General features: G+C 51.3%; 18 protein-coding genes and 4 pseudogenes. 8 read left to right on the plus strand and 14 right to left on the minus strand.

Annotated elements, in window-relative coordinates; genetic code table 11:
- Positions 1 to 66 precede the first annotated feature (66 nt).
- Entirely contained in the window at positions 67 to 630 is a 564-nt protein-coding gene (locus HUZ68_RS04575; RefSeq protein ID WP_196041852.1) for a YagK/YfjJ domain-containing protein, read from the plus strand.
- A gap of 115 nt (positions 631 to 745) precedes the next feature.
- Here HUZ68_RS04575 and HUZ68_RS04580 read toward each other — a convergent pair.
- A pseudogene (locus HUZ68_RS04580) lies at positions 746 to 1,713 on the minus strand (IS5 family transposase).
- 60 nt (positions 1,714 to 1,773) lie between these two features.
- Positions 1,774 to 2,471, minus strand: a protein-coding gene (locus tag HUZ68_RS04585; RefSeq protein ID WP_103215986.1) for an IS1-like element IS1A family transposase whose coding sequence is annotated in 2 segments (ribosomal slippage) — positions 1,774 to 2,222 and positions 2,222 to 2,471 — 699 coding nt in all. Because the reading frame shifts where the segments join, the coding sequence is not laid out codon by codon here.
- A gap of 55 nt (positions 2,472 to 2,526) precedes the next feature.
- On the opposite strand from HUZ68_RS04585, the pseudogene tnpA reads away from it, so the two are divergent.
- Positions 2,527 to 2,778: pseudogene (gene tnpA / locus HUZ68_RS04590) on the plus strand (IS200/IS605 family transposase); the annotation flags it as partial.
- Between the two features lie 191 nt (positions 2,779 to 2,969).
- Here tnpA and HUZ68_RS04595 read toward each other — a convergent pair.
- The 4 genes from HUZ68_RS04595 to HUZ68_RS04610 all read right to left on the minus strand — a co-directional run bounded on the left by HUZ68_RS04595 (position 2,970) and on the right by HUZ68_RS04610 (position 5,646).
- Positions 2,970 to 3,164 carry a hypothetical protein gene (locus tag HUZ68_RS04595; protein WP_152918890.1) on the minus strand — a complete coding sequence of 65 codons (195 nt, stop codon included), beginning with the start codon at positions 3,162 to 3,164 and terminating at the stop codon, positions 2,970 to 2,972.
- A gap of 301 nt (positions 3,165 to 3,465) precedes the next feature.
- Positions 3,466 to 4,163, minus strand: a protein-coding gene (locus HUZ68_RS04600; protein ID WP_103215986.1) for an IS1-like element IS1A family transposase whose coding sequence is annotated in 2 segments (ribosomal slippage) — positions 3,466 to 3,914 and positions 3,914 to 4,163 — 699 coding nt in all. Because the reading frame shifts where the segments join, the coding sequence is not laid out codon by codon here.
- 79 nt (positions 4,164 to 4,242) lie between these two features.
- A protein-coding gene (locus tag HUZ68_RS04605; protein WP_095033700.1) for an IS1-like element IS1B family transposase occupies positions 4,243 to 4,940 on the minus strand; the annotation gives its coding sequence in 2 pieces (ribosomal slippage) (positions 4,243 to 4,691 and positions 4,691 to 4,940; 699 coding nt in all).
- 28 nt (positions 4,941 to 4,968) lie between these two features.
- Positions 4,969 to 5,646 (minus strand): hypothetical protein, encoded by a 678-nt coding sequence (locus HUZ68_RS04610; protein WP_239594047.1) that lies wholly within the window; start codon positions 5,644 to 5,646, stop codon positions 4,969 to 4,971.
- A 315-nt stretch (positions 5,647 to 5,961) separates the two neighbouring features.
- On the opposite strand from HUZ68_RS04610, the gene HUZ68_RS04615 reads away from it, so the two are divergent.
- Together HUZ68_RS04615 and HUZ68_RS04620 are read left to right on the plus strand one after the other, a co-directional pair.
- The gene (locus tag HUZ68_RS04615; protein ID WP_069913661.1) at positions 5,962 to 6,744 is read left to right on the plus strand and encodes a type IV toxin-antitoxin system AbiEi family antitoxin domain-containing protein; all 783 of its coding nucleotides are present in this window, start codon (positions 5,962 to 5,964) and stop codon (positions 6,742 to 6,744) included.
- On the plus strand, positions 6,731 to 7,651 hold the full coding sequence (locus HUZ68_RS04620) for a nucleotidyl transferase AbiEii/AbiGii toxin family protein (RefSeq protein WP_033815309.1): 921 nt from the start codon (positions 6,731 to 6,733) through the stop codon (positions 7,649 to 7,651). The genes HUZ68_RS04615 and HUZ68_RS04620 overlap by 14 nt, the downstream gene beginning before the upstream one ends.
- A gap of 164 nt (positions 7,652 to 7,815) precedes the next feature.
- On the opposite strand, the pseudogene HUZ68_RS25010 reads toward HUZ68_RS04620, so the two are convergent.
- Both HUZ68_RS25010 and HUZ68_RS04625 read right to left on the minus strand, forming a co-directional pair.
- Positions 7,816 to 8,039: pseudogene (locus HUZ68_RS25010) on the minus strand (site-specific integrase); the annotation flags it as partial.
- 16 nt (positions 8,040 to 8,055) lie between these two features.
- Positions 8,056 to 8,955 carry a LysR family transcriptional regulator gene (locus HUZ68_RS04625; protein WP_069913659.1) on the minus strand — a complete coding sequence of 300 codons (900 nt, stop codon included), beginning with the start codon at positions 8,953 to 8,955 and terminating at the stop codon, positions 8,056 to 8,058.
- Between the two features lie 98 nt (positions 8,956 to 9,053).
- Here HUZ68_RS04625 and HUZ68_RS04630 point away from each other — a divergent pair, with 98 nt between their 5' ends.
- Positions 9,054 to 9,776 (plus strand): SDR family oxidoreductase, encoded by a 723-nt coding sequence (locus tag HUZ68_RS04630; RefSeq protein ID WP_047670827.1) that lies wholly within the window; start codon positions 9,054 to 9,056, stop codon positions 9,774 to 9,776.
- A 165-nt stretch (positions 9,777 to 9,941) separates the two neighbouring features.
- Positions 9,942 to 10,220, plus strand: a complete 279-nt coding sequence (locus tag HUZ68_RS04635) for a hypothetical protein (RefSeq protein ID WP_001695465.1) — start codon at positions 9,942 to 9,944, stop codon at positions 10,218 to 10,220.
- Positions 10,221 to 10,623: 403 nt separating this feature from the next.
- Here HUZ68_RS04635 and ykgR read toward each other — a convergent pair.
- Positions 10,624 to 10,692: pseudogene (ykgR, locus tag HUZ68_RS25015) on the minus strand (small membrane protein YkgR); the annotation flags it as partial.
- A 229-nt stretch (positions 10,693 to 10,921) separates the two neighbouring features.
- Complete coding sequence (locus HUZ68_RS04640; protein WP_122986360.1) at positions 10,922 to 11,824, minus strand: LysR family transcriptional regulator; 903 nt, start codon at positions 11,822 to 11,824, stop codon at positions 10,922 to 10,924.
- 245 nt (positions 11,825 to 12,069) lie between these two features.
- Between HUZ68_RS04640 and HUZ68_RS04645 the strand changes: the two genes are divergently transcribed.
- Positions 12,070 to 13,128 carry an alpha/beta hydrolase gene (locus HUZ68_RS04645; protein ID WP_239594048.1) on the plus strand — a complete coding sequence of 353 codons (1,059 nt, stop codon included), beginning with the start codon at positions 12,070 to 12,072 and terminating at the stop codon, positions 13,126 to 13,128.
- Positions 13,129 to 13,269: 141 nt separating this feature from the next.
- On the plus strand, positions 13,270 to 14,397 hold the full coding sequence (locus HUZ68_RS04650; RefSeq protein WP_047670831.1) for an MFS transporter: 1,128 nt from the start codon (positions 13,270 to 13,272) through the stop codon (positions 14,395 to 14,397).
- A 178-nt stretch (positions 14,398 to 14,575) separates the two neighbouring features.
- Here HUZ68_RS04650 and paoD read toward each other — a convergent pair whose 3' ends face one another.
- The 4 genes from paoD to paoA are packed head-to-tail and all read right to left on the minus strand — an operon-like array spanning position 14,576 to position 19,379.
- Entirely contained in the window at positions 14,576 to 15,532 is a 957-nt protein-coding gene (gene paoD / locus HUZ68_RS04655) for a molybdenum cofactor insertion chaperone PaoD (RefSeq protein ID WP_069913657.1), read from the minus strand.
- Between the two features lie 9 nt (positions 15,533 to 15,541).
- Positions 15,542 to 17,740, minus strand: a complete 2,199-nt coding sequence (gene paoC, locus HUZ68_RS04660; RefSeq protein ID WP_069913656.1) for an aldehyde oxidoreductase molybdenum-binding subunit PaoC — start codon at positions 17,738 to 17,740, stop codon at positions 15,542 to 15,544.
- Positions 17,737 to 18,693 (minus strand): aldehyde oxidoreductase FAD-binding subunit PaoB, encoded by a 957-nt coding sequence (gene paoB, locus HUZ68_RS04665; protein ID WP_000643332.1) that lies wholly within the window; start codon positions 18,691 to 18,693, stop codon positions 17,737 to 17,739. Before paoB ends, paoC begins: the two co-directional genes overlap by 4 nt.
- Positions 18,690 to 19,379: an aldehyde dehydrogenase iron-sulfur subunit PaoA gene (paoA, locus tag HUZ68_RS04670; RefSeq protein ID WP_000070681.1), complete on the minus strand. Its 690-nt coding sequence runs from the start codon at positions 19,377 to 19,379 to the stop codon at positions 18,690 to 18,692. The genes paoB and paoA overlap by 4 nt, the downstream gene beginning before the upstream one ends.
- Positions 19,380 to 19,681 lie beyond the last annotated feature (302 nt).

Here is a 19,681-nt window from a genome sequence, read left to right on the forward strand (position 1 = left end):
TTTATGTTCTCTCAGTATTTACATAATTTCCTCTTCCTGTGAGTTTTATAAATTAAGGACTATAAAATGTATAATGCCAATCCCAATTACGAAATGAATTTCGCGATTCTGAAAGATGTGAATGAACACATGGAGGAATTGTTTCAACGTTTTTCTAAACTGTTACCTTTCAGAATTGATTTTGCCTACAGGAAAGACACGCCCAGTTTCGGGCATTCCTGTAAGCACAGTATGTGTATGGAAATATACCGTTTACTTAGCGAAACCCAGACGATGTTGGCAGGATATTACTGGGTTATGGAATATACACCAGACAAAGGGCTTCATATTCATTTTATCGGCTATCTGGATGGGCAACGTCACAAGAACTCTTATCAGATATCCAGGCAACTGGGAGATATCTGGAGGCGGATCACGGAAGGGGAGGGTTATTTTCATCTGTGCCGGGCTAAAGATAAATACCCGGTGCGTATCGATCACGTGATTCACTATAGTGATAAGTCTGCGGTAGACGACTTACGTTACGCCCTCAGCTACCTGGCTAAACAAGATCAGAAAGAACACGGTATTATTCTGGGCCGTAGCAGGCTTCCCGAAAAAAGTAACCGCGGCCGACCACGACATAACTGAATTACGGGGGCTTATGCCCGAACCATCGTAAGTTATCGCGTGGATTTGTTGTTAACGTGGGCTTTGTTGAATAAATCAGATTTCGGGTAAGTCTCCCCCGTAGCGGGTTGTGTTTTCAGGCAATACGCACGCTTTCAGGTATACCTGCTTTCGTCATTTTGTTCAGCGCTCGTACCAGGGCCATAGCCTCCGCAACCTGACCATCGTAGTCACGCAGCGTCAGTGCCCCCCCGAACAGCTGTTTTACCCGGTACATCGCCGTTTCCGCTATCGAGCGACGGTTGTAATCTGTTGTCCATTTCCACCGCGCATTACTCCCGGTCATTCGCTGATTAGCCACTGCACGGTTACGGTCTGCATATTCACCGGGCCAGTAACCCGCACCTTTTCGGGGAGGGATAAGCGCGCTGATTTTCTTACGCCGCAGTTCATCGTGACATAGCCGGGTATCGTAAGCGCCATCGGCGGCGGCTGACCTGATTTTCCGGTGGGTTTGCCGGATTAACCCGGGAAGGCTTCTGAGTCCGTAACGTTGTTCAGCGACAGGTCAGCGCAGATGATTTCATGTGTTTTACTGTCAACGGCGAGATGCAGCTTACGCCAGATACGGCGGCGTTCCTGGCCATGCTTTTTGACTTTCCACTCGCCTTCACCGAAGACCTTCAGCCCGGTGGAATCAATTACCAAGTGTGCGATTTCACCCCGGGTGAACGTTTTGAAACTGACATTAACCGACTTTGCGCGCTTGCTGACACTGGTGTAATCCGGGCAGCGCAACGGAACATTCATCAGTGTAAAAATGGAATCAATAAAACCCTGTGCAGCCCGCAGGGTCAGCCTGAACACGCGTTTAATGACCAGAACGGTGGTGATGGCGAGATCAGAATAGCGCTGAGGTCTTCCCCGTGATGAAGGCGTTGCCGACTCATACCAGGCCTGAATAGCTTCATCATCCAGCCAGAAAGTGAGGGAGCCACGGTTGATGAGGGCTTTATTGTAGGTGGGCCAGTTGGTGATTTTGAACTTTTGCTTTGCCACGGAACGGTCTGCGTTGTCGGGAAGATGCGTGATCTGATCCTTCAACTCAGCAAAAGTTCGATTTATTCAACAAAGCCCCATAGCGATTCAGGTAATGACTCAAAATTATTGATAGTGTTTTATGTTCAGATAATGCCCGATGACCTTGTCATGCAGTTCCACCGATTTTGAGAACGACAGCGACTTCCGTCCCAGCCTTGCCAGATGTTGTCTCAGATTCAGGTTATGTCGCTCAATGCGCTGAGTGTAACGCTTGCTGATTACGTGCAGCTTTCCCTTCAGGCGGGATTCATACAGCGGCCAGCCATCCGTCATCCATATCACCACGTCAAAGGGTGACAGCAGGCTCATAAGACGCCCCAGCGTCGCCATCGTGCGTTCACCGAATACGTGCGCAACAACCGTCTTCCGGAGCCTGTCATACGCGTAAAACAGCCAGCGCTGGCGCGATTTAGCCCCGACATAGCCCCACTGTTCGTCCATTTCCGCGCAGACGATGACGTCACTGCCCGGCTGTATGCGCGAGGTTACCGACTGCGGCCTGAGTTTTTTAAGTGACGTAAAATCGTGTTGAGGCCAACGCCCATAATGCGGGCTGTTGCCCGGCATCCAACGCCATTCATGGCCATATCAATGATTTTCTGGTGCGTACCGGGTTGAGAAGCGGTGTAAGTGAACTGCAGTTGCCATGTTTTACGGCAGTGAGAGCAGAGATAGCGCTGATGTCCGGCAGTGCTTTTGCCGTTACGCACCACCCCGTCAGTAGCTGAACAGGAGGGACAGCTGATAGAAACAGAAGCCACTGGAGCACCTCAAAAACACCATCATACACTAAATCAGTAAGTTGGCAGCATCACCGTGCATCTTGTCGTAATAGTGCCGCCAAAAATCTCAATATCTACTCTGATGGGGCACCTGAAAGGTCGCAGTGCAATTAGGCTCTACAATCGATTCCCGCATATCAGGAAGAAGTTATGGGGAAACCATTTTTGGTCGCGGGGTTATTTTGTCGATACGGTAGGCGTGAACGAAGAAATTATCAGACGATATGTGAGGCATCAGGAAAAGATGGAACAAACACATGAACAGCAGATGGAGTTGCTAGAGTAGAAAACGGAATATGACATTTGCCCCCCTTATAGGGGGCATTCTGAAAAGCCACCTCCTCAGGAGGTGGTCTTTTACTCTATCAACAGGCTGTGTGATCAACAATGGTCCTCTCTCTGACAGTTCTGATTTCAAATAATCAGCTTAAAAATACCTTTCAAAAGTAAACAATTTCCTCTGAGGGCACATTTTATCTACTTTGGCCTGTAAAGCTGGCGATAATATTCCAGACGTTGTAGATATAACGGCACTTTTTCCTCAGGAATATCGGACGGAATTGTGTTACGGGGGGGGAGTTTTTTCAAATACTCTCGGAACGCCTGGGTTGATGCCATAAAATCTATAGCTTGATCTTTAAGATGCGGAATGTCATTACCTATTTTTTCCATGATAATATCTCCGTATTACTTCGCACCAGCGGTTAATTTTAGATAAGATGCTAAAAGTAGCATTAAGGAAAACGTGCTTAATCCTCAATGTTGACTCCCGGAAATCTTTTAACTTTTTAAGTTTCTTAATGAATCAATAAATTACATAGTTCGTAAGCAAGTATATTATTGCCTGATTAAACTATTTTGATGCTATCAACCATGGACAAAGCACCTCGTTGCACATAACAGAGACTATGACGTTATTTCTGTCAGAGGCCATCACATGAAAGAAGTCAAAAAAAGGGGTAATGACTCCAACTTATTGATAGTGTTTTATGTTCAGATAATGCCCGATGACTTTGTCATGCAGTTCCACCGATTTTGAGAACGACAGCGACTTCCGTCCCAGCCTTGCCAGATGTTGTCTCAGATTCAGGTTATGTCGCTCAATGCGCTGAGTGTAACGCTTGCTGATTACGTGCAGCTTTCCCTTCAGGCGGGATTCATACAGCGGCCAGCCATCCGTCATCCATATCACCACGTCAAAGGGTGACAGCAGGCTCATAAGACGCCCCAGCGTCGCCATCGTGCGTTCACCGAATACGTGCGCAACAACCGTCTTCCGGAGCCTGTCATACGCGTAAAACAGCCAGCGCTGGCGCGATTTAGCCCCGACATAGCCCCACTGTTCGTCCATTTCCGCGCAGACGATGACGTCACTGCCCGGCTGTATGCGCGAGGTTACCGACTGCGGCCTGAGTTTTTTAAGTGACGTAAAATCGTGTTGAGGCCAACGCCCATAATGCGGGCTGTTGCCCGGCATCCAACGCCATTCATGGCCATATCAATGATTTTCTGGTGCGTACCGGGTTGAGAAGCGGTGTAAGTGAACTGCAGTTGCCATGTTTTACGGCAGTGAGAGCAGAGATAGCGCTGATGTCCGGCAGTGCTTTTGCCGTTACGCACCACCCCGTCAGTAGCTGAACAGGAGGGACAGCTGATAGAAACAGAAGCCACTGGAGCACCTCAAAAACACCATCATACACTAAATCAGTAAGTTGGCAGCATCACCCGAACAGCGGGTAATGACTCCAACTTATTGATAGTGTTTTATGTTCAGATAATGCCCGATGACTTTGTCATGCAGCTCCACCGATTTTGAGAACGACAGCGACTTCCGTCCCAGCCGTGCCAGGTGCTGCCTCAGATTCAGGTTATGCCGCTCAATTCGCTGCGTATATCGCTTGCTGATTACGTGCAGCTTTCCCTTCAGGCGGGATTCATACAGCGGCCAGCCATCCGTCATCCATATCACCACGTCAAAGGGTGACAGCAGGCTCATAAGACGCCCCAGCGTCGCCATAGTGCGTTCACCGAATACGTGCGCAACAACCGTCTTCCGGAGCCTGTCATACGCGTAAAACAGCCAGCGCTGGCGCGATTTAGCCCCGACGTATCCCCACTGTTCGTCCATTTCCGCGCAGACGATGACGTCACTGCCCGGCTGTATGCGCGAGGTTACCGACTGCGGCCTGAGTTTTTTAAATGGCGGAAAATCGTGTTGAGGCCAACGCCCATAATGCGGGCGGTTGCCCGGCATCCAACGCCATTCATGGCCATATCAATGATTTTCTGGTGCGTACCGGGTTGAGAAGCGGTGTAAGTGAACTGCAGTTGCCATGTTTTACGGCAGTGAGAGCAGAGATAGCGCTGATGTCCGGCGGTGCTTTTGCCGTTACGCACCACCCCGTCAGTAGCTGAACAGGAGGGACAGCTGATAGAAACAGAAGCCACTGGAGCACCTCAAAAACACCATCATACACTAAATCAGTAAGTTGGCAGCATCACCACTTTTTAAATCCAGTGAGGCGGCGATAATGTCACGATCTTTTTCCAACTCGTCACGTATAGCTTTTAAGCCATCACCACGCCATTTTTGGTAGGGCTGGAAGTAGGGGCTAAAAGAACCCACTGCACTGATATGGAATGGATTATCCTGCTCATTGCTAAATAATTCATCATTACGAATGCGCTTTAGCCGCGCGCCATAGCAACAGTTATCTAAGCTGGCATCAAATTTATGCCCGACCATATTAATCCATAGTGCAGAGATAATGTGACTATCAACCGGGAAGTCACCAATAATACGAAACTCTGGTATCAGATCAAAATTATTAAATAAATGGTCGGCTGCTCGTTTAGGATTAGAAAAGTGGACGTGTCCATTTTGGGATTCATGTTTTTTCTTTGTGGTTAATTTTTTCGGTAACAAACGAAATTTGCCAATCAACTTCTTATTGCTACTGAATCCATCTTCGCTCTGCAAAAGATCTAAGAGTTTTTGCAGGTTTTCAAGTAATTCCTGCTCATACTCGGCAAATTTGATAGCAACAGGAAATGTATTCTCAAAGAAGCTATCGGCTTTTGCTTTCCGGTAAGCGACCAGAAGGTCTTCAATCGTCAGAGCATCCCAGCCAGTGAAAATTGCCTGATATGTCATGCGTTATCGTCCTTAGATTACAGTCTGTACAGAATTAGCCAGCCGTTTCATGCCCGAAGGGGTGCTCTTGACACCAGTAATCCATCAGTGAGGCTGGCAATAATCTTGATTTGTATCCATGTTACACGCTCCCCGCAACCAGTCCGAGCATATATTTGTCACATTTTTCCCGAAAATGGGTAGGTTTGAATTTTTTGTTCAATGTCGAGTTTAAGTAGACAAAATGAGGAATAAGTAAACTATTTCTTGCTGTGGCGTATCCCTGAATCTACACTAGTTTATATATTATTGTTAATGTCTATTCAGAGGCGACATTTGCCAAACTATCTAAACTGGTTGATGCAAAACACGCTACCCGGTCAGGTGCTGCTCCAGTCATGGCTTACCCGCAACGGCGTAGATCGTAAGCTTTCTTATCTCTATGTTCAAAATGGCTGGCTCAGGCGCATCGCTCACGGCGTGTACTGCCGGACGGGCCGTGAGCCGGATTGGGTAGACGCGGTTTACTGCCTGCAAACACAGTGGGAAAAGCCTGTTCGGGTGGCGGGGCTAACCAGCCTTGCGCTACAGGGCCATGCGCACTATACCGAACCGGGCAGGCCGCAGGTCTGGCTCGCGCTTCCGGCTTACGTTAAGCTGCCGGGATGGTTTGCTGCCTTCGAACAATCTGCAACATTTATCACGCTGTATACTTCCGGCCTTACCGCTGATGTCACGTCATTTACTACGGAACTGAAAATTGGCGACCGGCAGTTAGCAGGCAGTGCCCTGGAACTGGCTGCGTATGAGATCGCCTGCGGCGTTCCTTCGTTAATCTCGTTCGAACATGCCGATGCTCTGTTTCAGGGGTTGAATCTTCTCAGCCCACGCAAATTGCAGGCACTGCTTCGCGCCAGTCATTCGATTAAAACCAACCGGGTGATGCTTTTCCTTGCCCGGCGTAATGGACATCCTTATTTTCAGTATCTTGATCAAAGCGGTATAGAAACAGGTACGGGAAAGCGGCAAATCATACCCGGTGGCTGGCTGGAGCCGGATTATCAAATTACTGTTCCACGCGCATTTAAACCGGAAGGAGTCGAAGATGGATCTGCGTGATAGCTATGCCAGGCAGGTTAAGCTGTTGATGGCTGCTCTGCCGCATGTGGCGAAGGAGTCCTGTTTCGCGTTGAAAGGCGGCACGGCAATCAATTTGTTTGTGCAGGATTTTCCCCGTCTGTCGGTGGATATTGATCTGGCTTATAAGAGCTTTGCGGATCGCGATACCGATCTGGCGGCTATCAACGACGCTTTGAAGAGAATTACTGCATCGCTGAACAGTAAACCGGGGATTACCGCGATTCGGCAGGAAAATAAAGCGGATGAAAAGCGCATCATTGTAAATACCGCTGATGCAAAGATTAAGATCGAGGTTAGCCCAGTCTGGCGCGGGCTGTTGTTGCCTCCGGCAGAAATGTCGGTGTGCGAACGTGTGGAAATGGAGTATGGCTTCACCACTATGAGTGTCGTTTCTCTGGCGGATCTTTATGGCGGTAAAATCTGCGCGGCGCTTGATCGTCAACACCCGCGCGATCTGTTTGATGTGCTGAATATGCTGGAGAAACCGGGACTGATGCGGGAGATCTTTGACGGTTTTATTTGTTATCTGGCAGGCCATCCCCGTCCCATTGCCGAGTTGCTGGCTCCAAACTGGGATACAGATCGGATTGCCACGTTATACGCTCAGGAATTTTCGGGGATGACTCAGCAGGAAACGTCGCTGGAATCGCTGCTGTCAGTAACGACTTTGCTGCCGCAGGCGTTGAAGTCACATCTTACGGATCTGGATCGCGAGTTCTTGCTCAGTTTTAAGCAAAACAGCCCTGACTGGTCGCGGTATCGCTATCCTGAAATTCAGCATCTTCCGGCTATTCGCTGGAAGCAACGCAATCTGGCGGTGCTTAAAGATAAAAATCCGGCGAAGTATGTGGCGGCGGTGAATAAGCTAGAGAGGGTGCTGGAGTAATATTCTTAGCGCTGTTCAGGGACTCTGAATTGGGCCATGATGCTTTGGTTATATGAATAACTTCGTGGCAATAACTCAAACATATTCATTTAATTCAATACATAGCACCATCGAGTAAGAGATCGCTGAGTGATTAGACGATCTCTGCTCGTGGAAATACGAAACTATCTCTTTCCAAAGCTGATCTGAATAACATTATCTGGAGCATCATTGTTAGATCTGATGATCTCATGCTAATAAAATCCCCCCATTTCAAAAAAAGATCCCGTAATTTTTCCGCCTGCTGCCCGACCTGATAAGTTCTGATTAATCTGTCTTTCGGAACATGATTCAACAGAAGTTCTATAAGCCGTTCTGGCGCATCCAGATACTCAGCACTGCTTGTAGAGTGCATGTGCAGACATTTAAGCCAATTGCTGCCGCCATTCCTTAACGTGGTCAATCAGAGCGCGGAGCTTTGGTGCAATATTGCGACGCTGTGGGAAATACAGATAGAAGCCCGGAAATTGTGGAAGAAAGTCATCAAGCAGAGATACAAGCTTACCGCTTTCAATATATGGCCTGAAAGTTTCCTGAGTGGCAATTGTTATTCCTCCGCCGGCAAGAGCCAGCCTCAACATCAGACGCAGATCATTAGTCGTAATCTGTGGTTCAATCGCAAGGTCGAAAGCTCTCCCGTTTTCTTCAAATGGCCAGCGATAAGGCGCAACATCCGGGGATTGACGCCAGCCGATACACTTATGATTCACAAGTTCACGCGGATGAACAGGTGTGCTGTTGGCTGCGAGATAGGAGGGAGAGGCAACGACCATTTCACGCTGCCTGCCGGTAAGGGGCACAGCAATCATGTCTTTTTCAATGACCTCTCCGAGCCTTACGCCAGCATCGTAACCTGCGGCCACGATATCGAATTCCTCATCCGTTACAACAATATCAAGCGTAACGGCTGGATTGGCAGCTGCAAACGAAGCGATTAGCGGACCTGAAAGAAATTCTTCTGCTATCGACGTCACCGCGATTCTGAGAAGTCCGCGTGGTACATGGTCAGAAACCATCTCTTCGAACGCTGCCTCAATACCGGATAAAGGTAATGACAGCGATTTATGCAGCCGTTCTCCCGCTTCTGTCAAATTAACTGAGCGCGTGGTCCGCATTACAAGCATTGTCCCGAATGCATCTTCAATGCGTCTTATTCCCTGACTGACCGCTGAACGGGTAACGCCCAGCCGTGCGGCGGCTTTACTGAAATTACTCTCTTCTGCTACCGCGATAAAAATGGGTAAAAGATTAAGATCGATTTTCATTGTTTAATGCCGCTAACCACTGAGTACATTGAAAGCAGGATACTGGAACCAATCATAAAGTTCTATTCTCTCTCCGAACACATTTGAAGGAGAACGTAATGGATAAGGTCATATTAATTACCGGCGCATCAAGTGGTATTGGGGAAGGTATTGCCAGAGAGCTGGGAACGACAGGTGCAAAGACTTTACTGGGAGCACGCAGAGTTGAGCGTATCGAAGCCATTGCAACCGAAATTTGCCGCGCAGGAGGAATTGCTAAAGCTCGGGAGTTGGATGTCACAGACCGACAGTCCATGGCCGATTTCGTGCAAGCAGCGCTGGATAGCTGGGGGCGAGTTGATGTTCTTATCAATAATGCGGGCGTTATGCCGCTTTCACCGCTTGCAGCAGGAAAACAGGATGAATGGGAGCTCACTATTGACGTGAATATCAAAGGTGTACTGTGGGGAATTGGCGCTGTACTTCCGGTGATGGAAGCACAGGGTTCCGGTCAGATAATCAATCTTGGTTCTATTGGTGCCCTTTCTGTTGTGCCCACAGGCGCAGTCTATTGTGCATCAAAATTTGCAGTACGGGCTATTTCTGATGGCTTACGGCAGGAAAGCTCGAAAATCCGTGTGACCTGCGTAAATCCTGGCGTTGTCGAAAGTGAACTGGCTTCAACCATTACCCATGTGGAAACCATGAAGGCAATGGACGCCTACCGTTCTGTTGCACTTCAACCCGCGGATATTGCCCGTGCGGTAAGGCATATTATTGAATCTCCCGAAAGCGTTGATACAACCGAAATTACCATCAGACCCACTGCATCTGCAAACTGAAGAATAACTTTTACATTCACGTTTTATTAAATAGGTCAGAAGGAAGATTTATATATCCCTGTGTTTTTCATAGCAAGATGCATTATGTATTGCTCACCCCGAAGGAGATGAAGGTTTAATTACAGAAAGATTATTTTCACAGGAAGTAAACATGACTCATGTTTAATGCCTTTATATATAAAACTCATCCTCTCAATTGTCAGGAGAATTAGCGTGAATACTATCTGTTCTTTAATTGTTGTGGTTGCACTGTCTTTATTATCATTCAGTAGCGTCGCCAAAACGATTACTGCCGTCGGTTCAACCATTAACAGCACTGAAAAAGAAATTTCTTTACAGGCAGAAAAACAAGGGAAATCATATAAAATTCTGGGCGCGTTTTTTAAGAACAGAGTTTATATGATAGCAAAGTTAACACCAGTCAGTAAAAATGATGCTTCATAAGGCTCATGGTATAATTTTTAAGACATGATCAAGAAGCACGTCTATTGACTCAAAATTGTCATTTGTCAGGCAATGGAATGCCCGACAAATGACGCTATACCCACCTTCTGTACCAGTCGTTCTGCTAATTCTACCGATGCTTCGGTCTGGAGTAGTAAAGTAATATTGGACACAGTTTTATTTTCTCTCTTTTTCGAGGGCTGTATATCAACAGGAAGAATACATCCCTAAGCGGTTAATGCTGGCGTAATCAATAGACCAGCATTAATCACAGATGATTACCAATCAGACAGAAATGATTAAATCGTCGAATTCATATTTAATACGTTTTCTTACGCCGCTGAACAGCTTGAAAAGGATGCATATTTTAAATATCAGTGAAATGAACAGTTTATTGCCGTTATTAATAGAAATGGAGGGATAAATACGCGTATTCTACTATTGCAACAAAAACAACGATATTGATCGGTTTTCATAATGAAGTAACCTGACAGATATAAAAATGTTGATTGAGGCTAAATTCCCGGATGAAGGTTGTTGAGGGAGCCAGGTAGTTTTTTCTTTTGGGTGATCTCCATTGCTGGATAGTCCCCTTGTACAGATAAGTCCGCTCTTTCTCGCTCAAAGCAGACCCTGGAATTGAACGCAGAGTGACTACCTGACACAATATTGCACCGTGAAGAGTCGGTCGTTGTTAACGTTCAGATTTTCAATGTATCAATGACCATCCGCAGAGCGGGGGAGACGTTGCGATGAGGGTAATAGAGAAACAATCCCTCCATTCGCAGGCTGTAACGCTGCAACACTCTGATAAGCTTACCGTGTTCTAAATCATCCGCGACCAGTTCAACAGGAACATAGGCCAATCCGAGGCCCAGCCGGGCTGCTTCTGCTTCCATATAGCTGTCGGATAGGGCCCATTGCCCTTCAGGGCGATGAGTGATTTTTTTATCATCCTGATTGAGTTCCCACTGGTATACGCTGCCGTCGGCAAACTGATAGGCGATACAGGGATGCGCCTTTAAATCCGCCGGAGTTTGCGGAAAACCATAGCGACGAAAATGTTCCGGAGTCCCCACAATTGCCATCTCCATATCGGGCGTGATGCGTACCGCGACCATACCCTGGCCGACTTCAGGCCCCAGGCGGACACCTGCATCGAATCTTTCCTCGATGATATCGACGAACCGGCTCTCATTTATCAGTTCAAGCCGGATATCAGGATATCGCTGTTTAAATACCGCCAGCTTTGGCAGCAGGCATTTATCAATCGCATGCTGGCTGGCATTGATACGCACCGTGCCGGAGGGCGTCTCTCGATAGTGCGCCAGCGTGGCAAGCCCAAGATCTAACATTTCAAATCCAGATGCCGTCTTCTGGTAGAGCTGCTCGCCTGCTTGCGTCAGAGACAGTTTACGCGTGGTGCGCACCAGCAGCTGGACGCCCAGCCTTTCTTCAAGCTCGCGAACAGAACGGCTGACTCCTGACTGCGCAAGACCCAGCCGTTTAGCCGCTGCGGTAAAACTGCCTTCCTGCACCACTTGCATAAACAGGTACAGCTCGTTGTAGTTCTCCCTTTTTGCCATTGAAACATCCCCCTTCATGCCGGCAATCTCAGTATTAATTTATAACAAAATGGTATTAATCTTAGCATTAATCGCCACCTAATCAGCACTAATTCTGCTCACTATAATGACCCCATCAAAGCAAAGCACTGCAGCGTTGCCCGTCGGAAACCTGTATCTCTCTGTTGTTTTTTATGGGGATTTTTATGAAAGCCTTCACCCGAACGCTAAAAACCGCGATGCCGGCCATGCTGCTTTTCGCATCATTAAGTGGAGTCACGACAATGAGTTATGCTGATTCAACCAATCCTAATGTCCCTGTATCCATGACAGATAAATGGGATAAAACGTTCGCCGAGAGCCAGAAAGTCGATCACCGTAAAGTCTCGTTCCCGAACCGATATGGCATCACCTTAGTGGGCGATCTTTACCTGCCTAAAGACCGTGGCGATCGCAAGCTGGCGGCGATTGCGGTCAGTGGGCCATTTGGCGCGGTGAAAGAGCAATCCAGCGGCCTGTATGCGCAGACGCTGGCGGAACGAGGGTTTGTTACCCTGGCGTTCGATCCTTCTTACACCGGGGAAAGCGGCGGCTATCCGCGAAACGTCGCCTCACCGGATATCAACACTGAAGATTTCAGCGCGGCGGTGGATTTCTTAGGGCTGCAAAAAGAGGTAGATCACAACCGTATCGGGCTGCTCGGTATTTGTGGCTGGGGCGGCATGGCGCTGAACGACGCGGCGATGGATACCCGCGTTAAAGCGGTTGCTACCAGCGTGATGTATGACATGAGCCGGGCGATGGGCCATGGTGTGGGGGATGGCGAAGACCGTTATTCTACCGCCGACCGTCGTGCTGTTCTGCAATATCTGAATGAACAGCGCTGGAAGGATGCGCAGAGCGGAACGTTCGCTCACGGTGGTCATGATATTAATGTCGATAGCAACGGCAAGGTCAGTGCGGGCGAGCGTATTCTGCCAGAAACGCTGCCGGCAAATCCTCATCCGGTACTGAAAGAGTTCTTTGACTACTATCGCATGCCGCGCGGCTTCCACGAACGTTCCGTTAACTCTACCGGGGCGTGGACGGCAACGATGCCGCTGTCATTTATGAATATGCCGCTGCTGAGCTACGCCAGTGAAATCACCATCCCGACGCTGATTGTGACCGGTGAGAAAGCGCATTCACGCTATTTTGCTGAAGATGCTTACAAGGCGGTTGGCAGTAATGACAAAGAGTTGGTGGTGGTACCAGGGGCAAATCACGTGGACCTGTACGATAACGTGGCCGGAAAAATACCTTTCGCGAAGTTCGAACAATTTTTCCAGACCAAACTGAAATAAAACCTCTCCTGAATTGATGCAAAGCCACCGGTCTATGGCCGGTGGCTTTTATCCTGATCTTTGTGAAATTCCACTATGTCGACACTAAGCCAAACACCAACACCTCATCATCAGCGCGCATACTGGGGCGGTATTTTTGCTATGACCCTGTGCGTATTTGTGCTGATTGCTTCTGAATTTATGCCCGTCAGCCTGCTCACGCCGATTACCCGCGATTTAGGCGTGACGGAGGGGCTTGCAGGGCAGGGGATTGCTATCTCCGGTGCGCTGGCGGTTCTGACCAGCCTGACGCTTTCAACGCTAGCTGGAAAGATGAATCGTAAGTTCCTGCTGCTGGGGATGACGGTTCTGATGGCCGTATCGGGGCTTATTATTACGCTGGCTACCAGTTATCTGATGTATATGGTCGGTCGTGCGATGATTGGTGTGGCCATTGGCGGATTCTGGTCGATGTCAGCGGCAACGGCGATTCGTCTGGTGCCGCAGCATCAGGTCACGCGTGCGCTGGCGATTTTCAACGCCGGTAATGCGCTGGCGACGGTCGTGGCCGCGCCGCTGGGAAGCTATCTGGGGGCTACGGTCGGATGGCGAGGCGCTTTCTTGTGCCTGGTGCCCATGGCGGTTGTCGCCTTTATCTGGCAGTGCATTAGTCTGCCCAGCATGGATGCGAATAAAAGCCACACGTCATGTGGCGCGGTATTCCGCTTATTTAGCCGCCGCATGGTTGTGGTCGGCATGATAGCTTGTGGCCTGTTTTTCATGGGGCAGTTTGCGCTATTCACCTATGTGCGCCCGTTTCTGGAGTCGGTGACACGGGTTAATTCCTTAGGCTTGTCGTGGATTTTGCTGATTATCGGCGTGGCCGGTTTTATTGGCACGCTGGTTGTTTCGACATTTCTCAACAGAAAATTCTACCCCACGCTGATGGCCATACCCGGACTGATGGCCGTCATTGCCATCGGTCTGATGCTTACCGGGCATCACGTCTGGACGGTCTCGCTGCTGTTAGGACTCTGGGGCATGCTGGCCACCGCCGCGCCAACCGGATGGTGGACATGGATTGCGCGTACGTTGCCTGACAATGCCGAAGCCGGAGGCGGGCTCATGGTCGCGGTGATTCAGCTCTCAATCGCCCTTGGATCAACGGCTGGAGGCATCGTGTTTGACCGCCTTGGCTGGCAGAGTACGTTTGCCATGAGTAGTGTGCTGCTCCTTTGCGCGGGCGTACTGACCTTTGTTACCGCACGCCTGAAGGCCGGTGCGCTTTAGTCCGGTGAGGGCGCGCGTTGCTGAATAAGTTACACAAGGCGATGAGCACCCACTATGGGTAGGGCGCTCTTTTAAACGATTTAGGTGATTTTCTAAAACGGCTACTGCAGATTTTTCTCTTAATTTATGGTATTTCCCCCGGAGGTGAGAAAGCGCTTTCCACGCCCGGCCGCAAGGATCAGCACGACGGGGGCAGGCATGAATCCTCCTCCTGATGGAGACGTACAGAGGCGACTTCTGCCAGCACGGAGAGTGCCAGAGTATGCGCATCCCGGGCTTTGGGGAATATCCCGACGGGTGCCCGGATTTGCGCTGTCTCCTCCCTGGACCATCCCCGCTCGTGGAGCTTTTGCAGACGTAAAGTGTGGGTTCGATAGCTGCCCAATGCGCCGAGATAAAAGGGTTTTGCTTCTCGCGCGGCCTGCAACACTGGCAGCTCCCGGTTGAGATCATGGCACAGCAAAATGACCGCCGTATCGGTATCGATCTGAGCGCTGGCTGAGGCCGGAAAAAGATCGAAGATATGGCTGTCATAGCCTGTGGCTGCTGCAAGACTCGCGGTTGCCTGCGCCTCAAGAGAACGTCCGTAAATCATCAGCCTGACGCATGGCCTGAACCCCACCTCAAAGCCATTGAGATTCCAGCCCGTTCGGGTTTGCGTGGGCAGGCACACCAACGATTGTGCTTGCGGATCGTAGCGCAGCCCCGCCGGTTTTCTCTGTTCCAGGCGGTTCAGCACGGCGAGCAGAGGCTGTGCCGAGCGTAGTTTATGGAGCGTCAGCGTGATCCCACCGCCGCAGGGCAGAACGATGTCAAACCACGGCGAACCTTCGCCATAGCGAATTTCGCGATCGCAGCCTGAGCCCATCATCTCCAGCGCTTCAAAAGCGGCAGCGGCCTCCACGCAGCCGCCAGAGACAAAACCGCAGTAACGACCATCTTCGCGCACCACCATCTGCGCCCCGAGCGGGCGCGCCGCGCCGCCGCGTATCTCCACCAGCGTCACCAGCACCGCTCCTTTACCGGACATTAGCGCCTCTACGGCGAAGCGCAGAATGGTCCGGTGGTCATCGGTGAGAAACGCCTGCTCTGGCTTATGCCAGTGTTCGTCTTTATCAAAAAGCGAGTATGACATTGTTCCTCCTTAAACCACATCCGGCAGCTTATCGAGCAGCTTATCCAGAGTGATGGGATAATCCCGTACCCGAATACCGGTGGCGTTATACACCGCGTTGGCGATAGCCGCGCTCACGCCGCACAGGCCCAGCTCACCGACACCTTTGGCCTTCATCGGGGAGGATATGGGGTCGGTATCATCCAGGAAAATCACTTCCTGTTTTGGGATATCCGCATGGACCGGCACCTCATACCCCGCCATATCGTGATTAACGAAGTAACCCAAACGGTCATCCACCGCCAGCTCCTCCATCAGTGCCGCGCCCATGCCCATAGTCATTGCGCCAATGACCTGGCTGCGTGCAGTTTTCGGATTCAGGATGCGTCCTGCAGCACACACAGCGAGCATACGCCGGACCCGAACTTCTCCCGTCGCGCTATGCACGCCGACCTCCACAAAATGCCCGGCAAAGGTCGACTGCTGGTACTCCTTGCTCAGTGTTCCGAATTCAATGCTCTCTTCCGCTGTCAGTCTGCCGCCTGCGGTGGCCTCATGTAGCATGGCGCTTCGGGTACCGTTGGTAATCTTGCCGTCGGCAAACTGCGACTGCTCAGGATCAAACCCGACTGCCGAGGCAATCATTTCGCGAAGCTTCACACAGGCGGCGTAAACGCCGGAGGTGGAGGTATTCGCGCCCCATTGTCCACCAGAACCCGCAGAAACCGGGAAACTGGAATCGCCGAGGTGAACCGCAACCTGCTCCAGCGGTACGCCAAGCATTTCCGCTGCCGTCTGGGCCAGAATGGTGTAGCTGCCGGTGCCAATGTCGGTCATGTCCGTTTCCACGGTAACGGTGCCGTTTGGTTCGAGGTGAACCCGAGCCCCCGATTTTTCCAGCAGATTATTGCGAAAGCCCGCCGCGACGCCGTGGCCGACTAGCCACTCTCCGTCGCGTACCTGTCCGGGTGTGGCGTTGCGCTGCTTCCAGCCAAATTTATCCGCTCCGGTGCGCAAGCACTCGATAAGCTGACGGCGAGAGAAGCGGCGCGTCGGGTCGGCGGGGTCAACCTGAGTGTCATTCAGGATACGAAACTCGACGGGATCGATGCCCGCTTTTTCCGCCAGTTCGTCGATCGCGATTTCGAGCGCCATCAGACCGGGGGCTTCGCCGGGCGCACGCATGGCGTTCCCTTCCGGCAAATCAAGCGTGGCGAGCCGCAGGCCGGTATGACGGTTTGCCCCGGCGTAGAGTAATTCGCTTTGCTGTACCGCCGTTTCCGGCGTGCCGCCGGGCAGGTTTCCGGACCAGCTTTCATGTGAGATAGCGGTGATTTTCCCGCTCTGGTCGGCACCGATACGCAAGTGCTGAAGGGTGGCGGGGCGGTGCGTGGTGTTATTGGGAATAGTGGGGCGGGGGAGCATCACTTTAACCGGACGTTTCACCGCTCGGGCGGCGAGGGCTGCCAGCAGCGCATCGCTTCTCAGGAAGAGCTTGCCGCCAAACCCTCCGCCGATATACGGGGAGATAATACGCACATTCTCCACGGACACTTTTAGCGTTTTTGCCAGATCGGTGCGGCACCAGTCAATCATCTGATTTGAGGTCCAGAGAGTAAGCTTATTTCCATCCCAGACGGCCATCGAGGCATGCGGCTCCATCGCCATATGGCTCTGGTCCGGGGTCGTGTAGGTAGCATCAATCTTCACCGCAGCGGAGGTGAAAGCCCCGTCAAAGTCACCGACGTTTTTGTCGGGCGTGTCTTCCGGCGGCTGACTGACGGCCTGTTTTTCGTCCGCCAGGGAGTAAGCTCCTTTATTACGGCGATAGTGCGCCTGCACCAGCGAGGCCGCCGCTCGCGCCTGTTCGAAGGTCTCGGCCACTACCAGCGCAATGGCCTGATGATAGTGCTCAATAGTGGGGCCGCCTAACAGCCTGGCGGTGTTTTTGTCGCCTTTGCCGAGTGCCCCGGCGTTACTGGCGGTAATGACAGCCAGTACGCCCGGCGCTTTTTGCGCGGCGTCCGTATCAAGGGCGGTGAGGCGTCCTTTGGCAATGGCGGAACCGACGATATAGCCATAGGCGGCGTTGGGAGCTTCTTCAAACCATTCGTAGGCGTAGCGTGCCGTGCCGGTAGTTTTCAGCGGTCCGTCGATGCGGTCATGGGGACGACCGACAACCTTCAGCTGATCGATCGGGTTTTCCCCTGCGGGTTTATCAAATTTCATGCTTGTGCCCTCGCTTCAGCCAGTACGGAGGCAAGCGTTCGCTTCGCCAACAGGAGTTTAAAGGTGTTTTCAGCGGTGGGATGGGCGCTGGCGAACAGCGCGTCATATACGGCCTGCGCCCCCTGGGATAGCTGAGCATCCGCAGCCTCAATGCGCCAGGGCTTATGTGCTACTCCACCCAGCGCGACGCGCCCGCTGCCGTCAGGCTGAATAATCGCCGCGACCGATACCAGGGCAAAGGCGTAGGAGGCGCGATCGCGCACCTTACGGTAAATATGTTTTCCGCCGAGCGGCGGAGGTAACGTCACCGCAACGATAAGCTCACCGGGAAGCAGGGCGGTTTCAATGTGCGGCGTTTTCCCCGGTGGGTGATAAAAATCAGCCAGTGTGATACTGCGAGTCTTTCCCTCCGGCGTGATGGTTTCCACCACCGCATCCAGCAACCGCATTGCGACCGCCATATCGCTCGGATGGGTGGCAATGCAGGCTTCGCTTACGCCTACCACCGCGTGCTGACGGCTAAAGCCTTCAAGCGCCGCGCAGCCGCTCCCGGGCAGGCGCTTATTGCAGGGCTGATTGGTGTCGTAAAAATAGGGGCAGCGCGTGCGCTGGAGCAGATTACCTGCGGTGGTTGCCTGATTGCGTAACTGACCAGACGCGCCAGCGAGCAGGGCGCGGGAGAGTACCGCGTAATCACGACGCACGCGCTCGTGAGCCGCCAGGTCGGTGTTCCGTACCAGTGCGCCGATGCGCAGCCCACCCGCGTCGGTCACTTCGATCTTATCGAGCCCGAGGCCGTTCACATCGATAAGGTGGGTGGGCGTTTCAATTTCCAGCTTCATCAGGTCCAGCAGATTGGTCCCGCCCGCGATAAATTTTGCGCCGGGTACGCGCTGAGCGCTAAGTGCCGCCTCGGCTGGGGTGTTCACTCGTTCATAGGTAAACGCCTTCATGATTTTATCTCCCCTGCAGCGTCTTCAATGGCGGCAAGGATGTTAGCGTATGCACCACAGCGACAGATGTTGCCGCTCATACGTTCACGGATCTCATCGGCAGTTGTTTCTGGAGGGGAAACCAAATCGACCGTGACGTGACTGGGAATGCCGTCCTGAATCTCTTTTAGCACCGCTACTGATGAGCAAATTTGCCCGGAGGTGCAGTAGCCGCACTGGAAGCCATCATGCTTGATAAAGGCCGCCTGCATGGGGTGAAGATTATCTGGTGAACCCAGGCCTTCAATAGTGGTGATCTCGGCCCCCTGATGCATGACTGCCAGCGTCAGGCAGGCATTAAGCCTGCGACCATTGACCAGCACGGTACAGGCTCCGCACTGTCCGTGATCGCAACCTTTCTTGGTACCGATCAAATGCAGATTTTCACGCAAAGCGTCCAGTAGCGTGGTTCGGGTATCCACCTCAAGCTGCTCGGTTTTGCCATTCACCTTAAGTGTCAGGGGCATTATCTCTGGCGCGGGTGTAGCTGCCGGAACGCTTGCCGCAAGCGTAGAATGAGGATAAACCACGGCGGTCGCCGCCGTTGCGGCGCTCACTTTAATCAGATCGCGACGGGTCAAACTAAAATCGTGCGGCTCGTGCTTCCCAACCCGATTATCTTCGGGGTATTCGCCTTGGTTGCTCATACCAGGCCTCCGGTATTCTAAAGGGGAAAATAAGAGTGCGTTGCGAGAGTGCTGATGCTTTTTTAAACGTTAAGCATAGTCGGCGACAGCAGGAGGATTATTCTTAAAACGCGAATGCAGCTATGAGCCCGGCTAATAAATTCATGTTCGCCGGGATGTTGATGATGATGGGAGCAGGTTTATTGCTTTAGTTGTACGATGCAAAAACCGATAAGGAAACCTGTGATTGTCAGCTCTGCATCACCCTGCAAATCTATGTCACTTCTAATATAAAAATAGGGAGAAATGATGGTGCTTATATT

This window comes from Shigella dysenteriae, assembly GCF_022354085.1.
GTDB lineage: Bacteria > Pseudomonadota > Gammaproteobacteria > Enterobacterales > Enterobacteriaceae > Escherichia > Escherichia coli.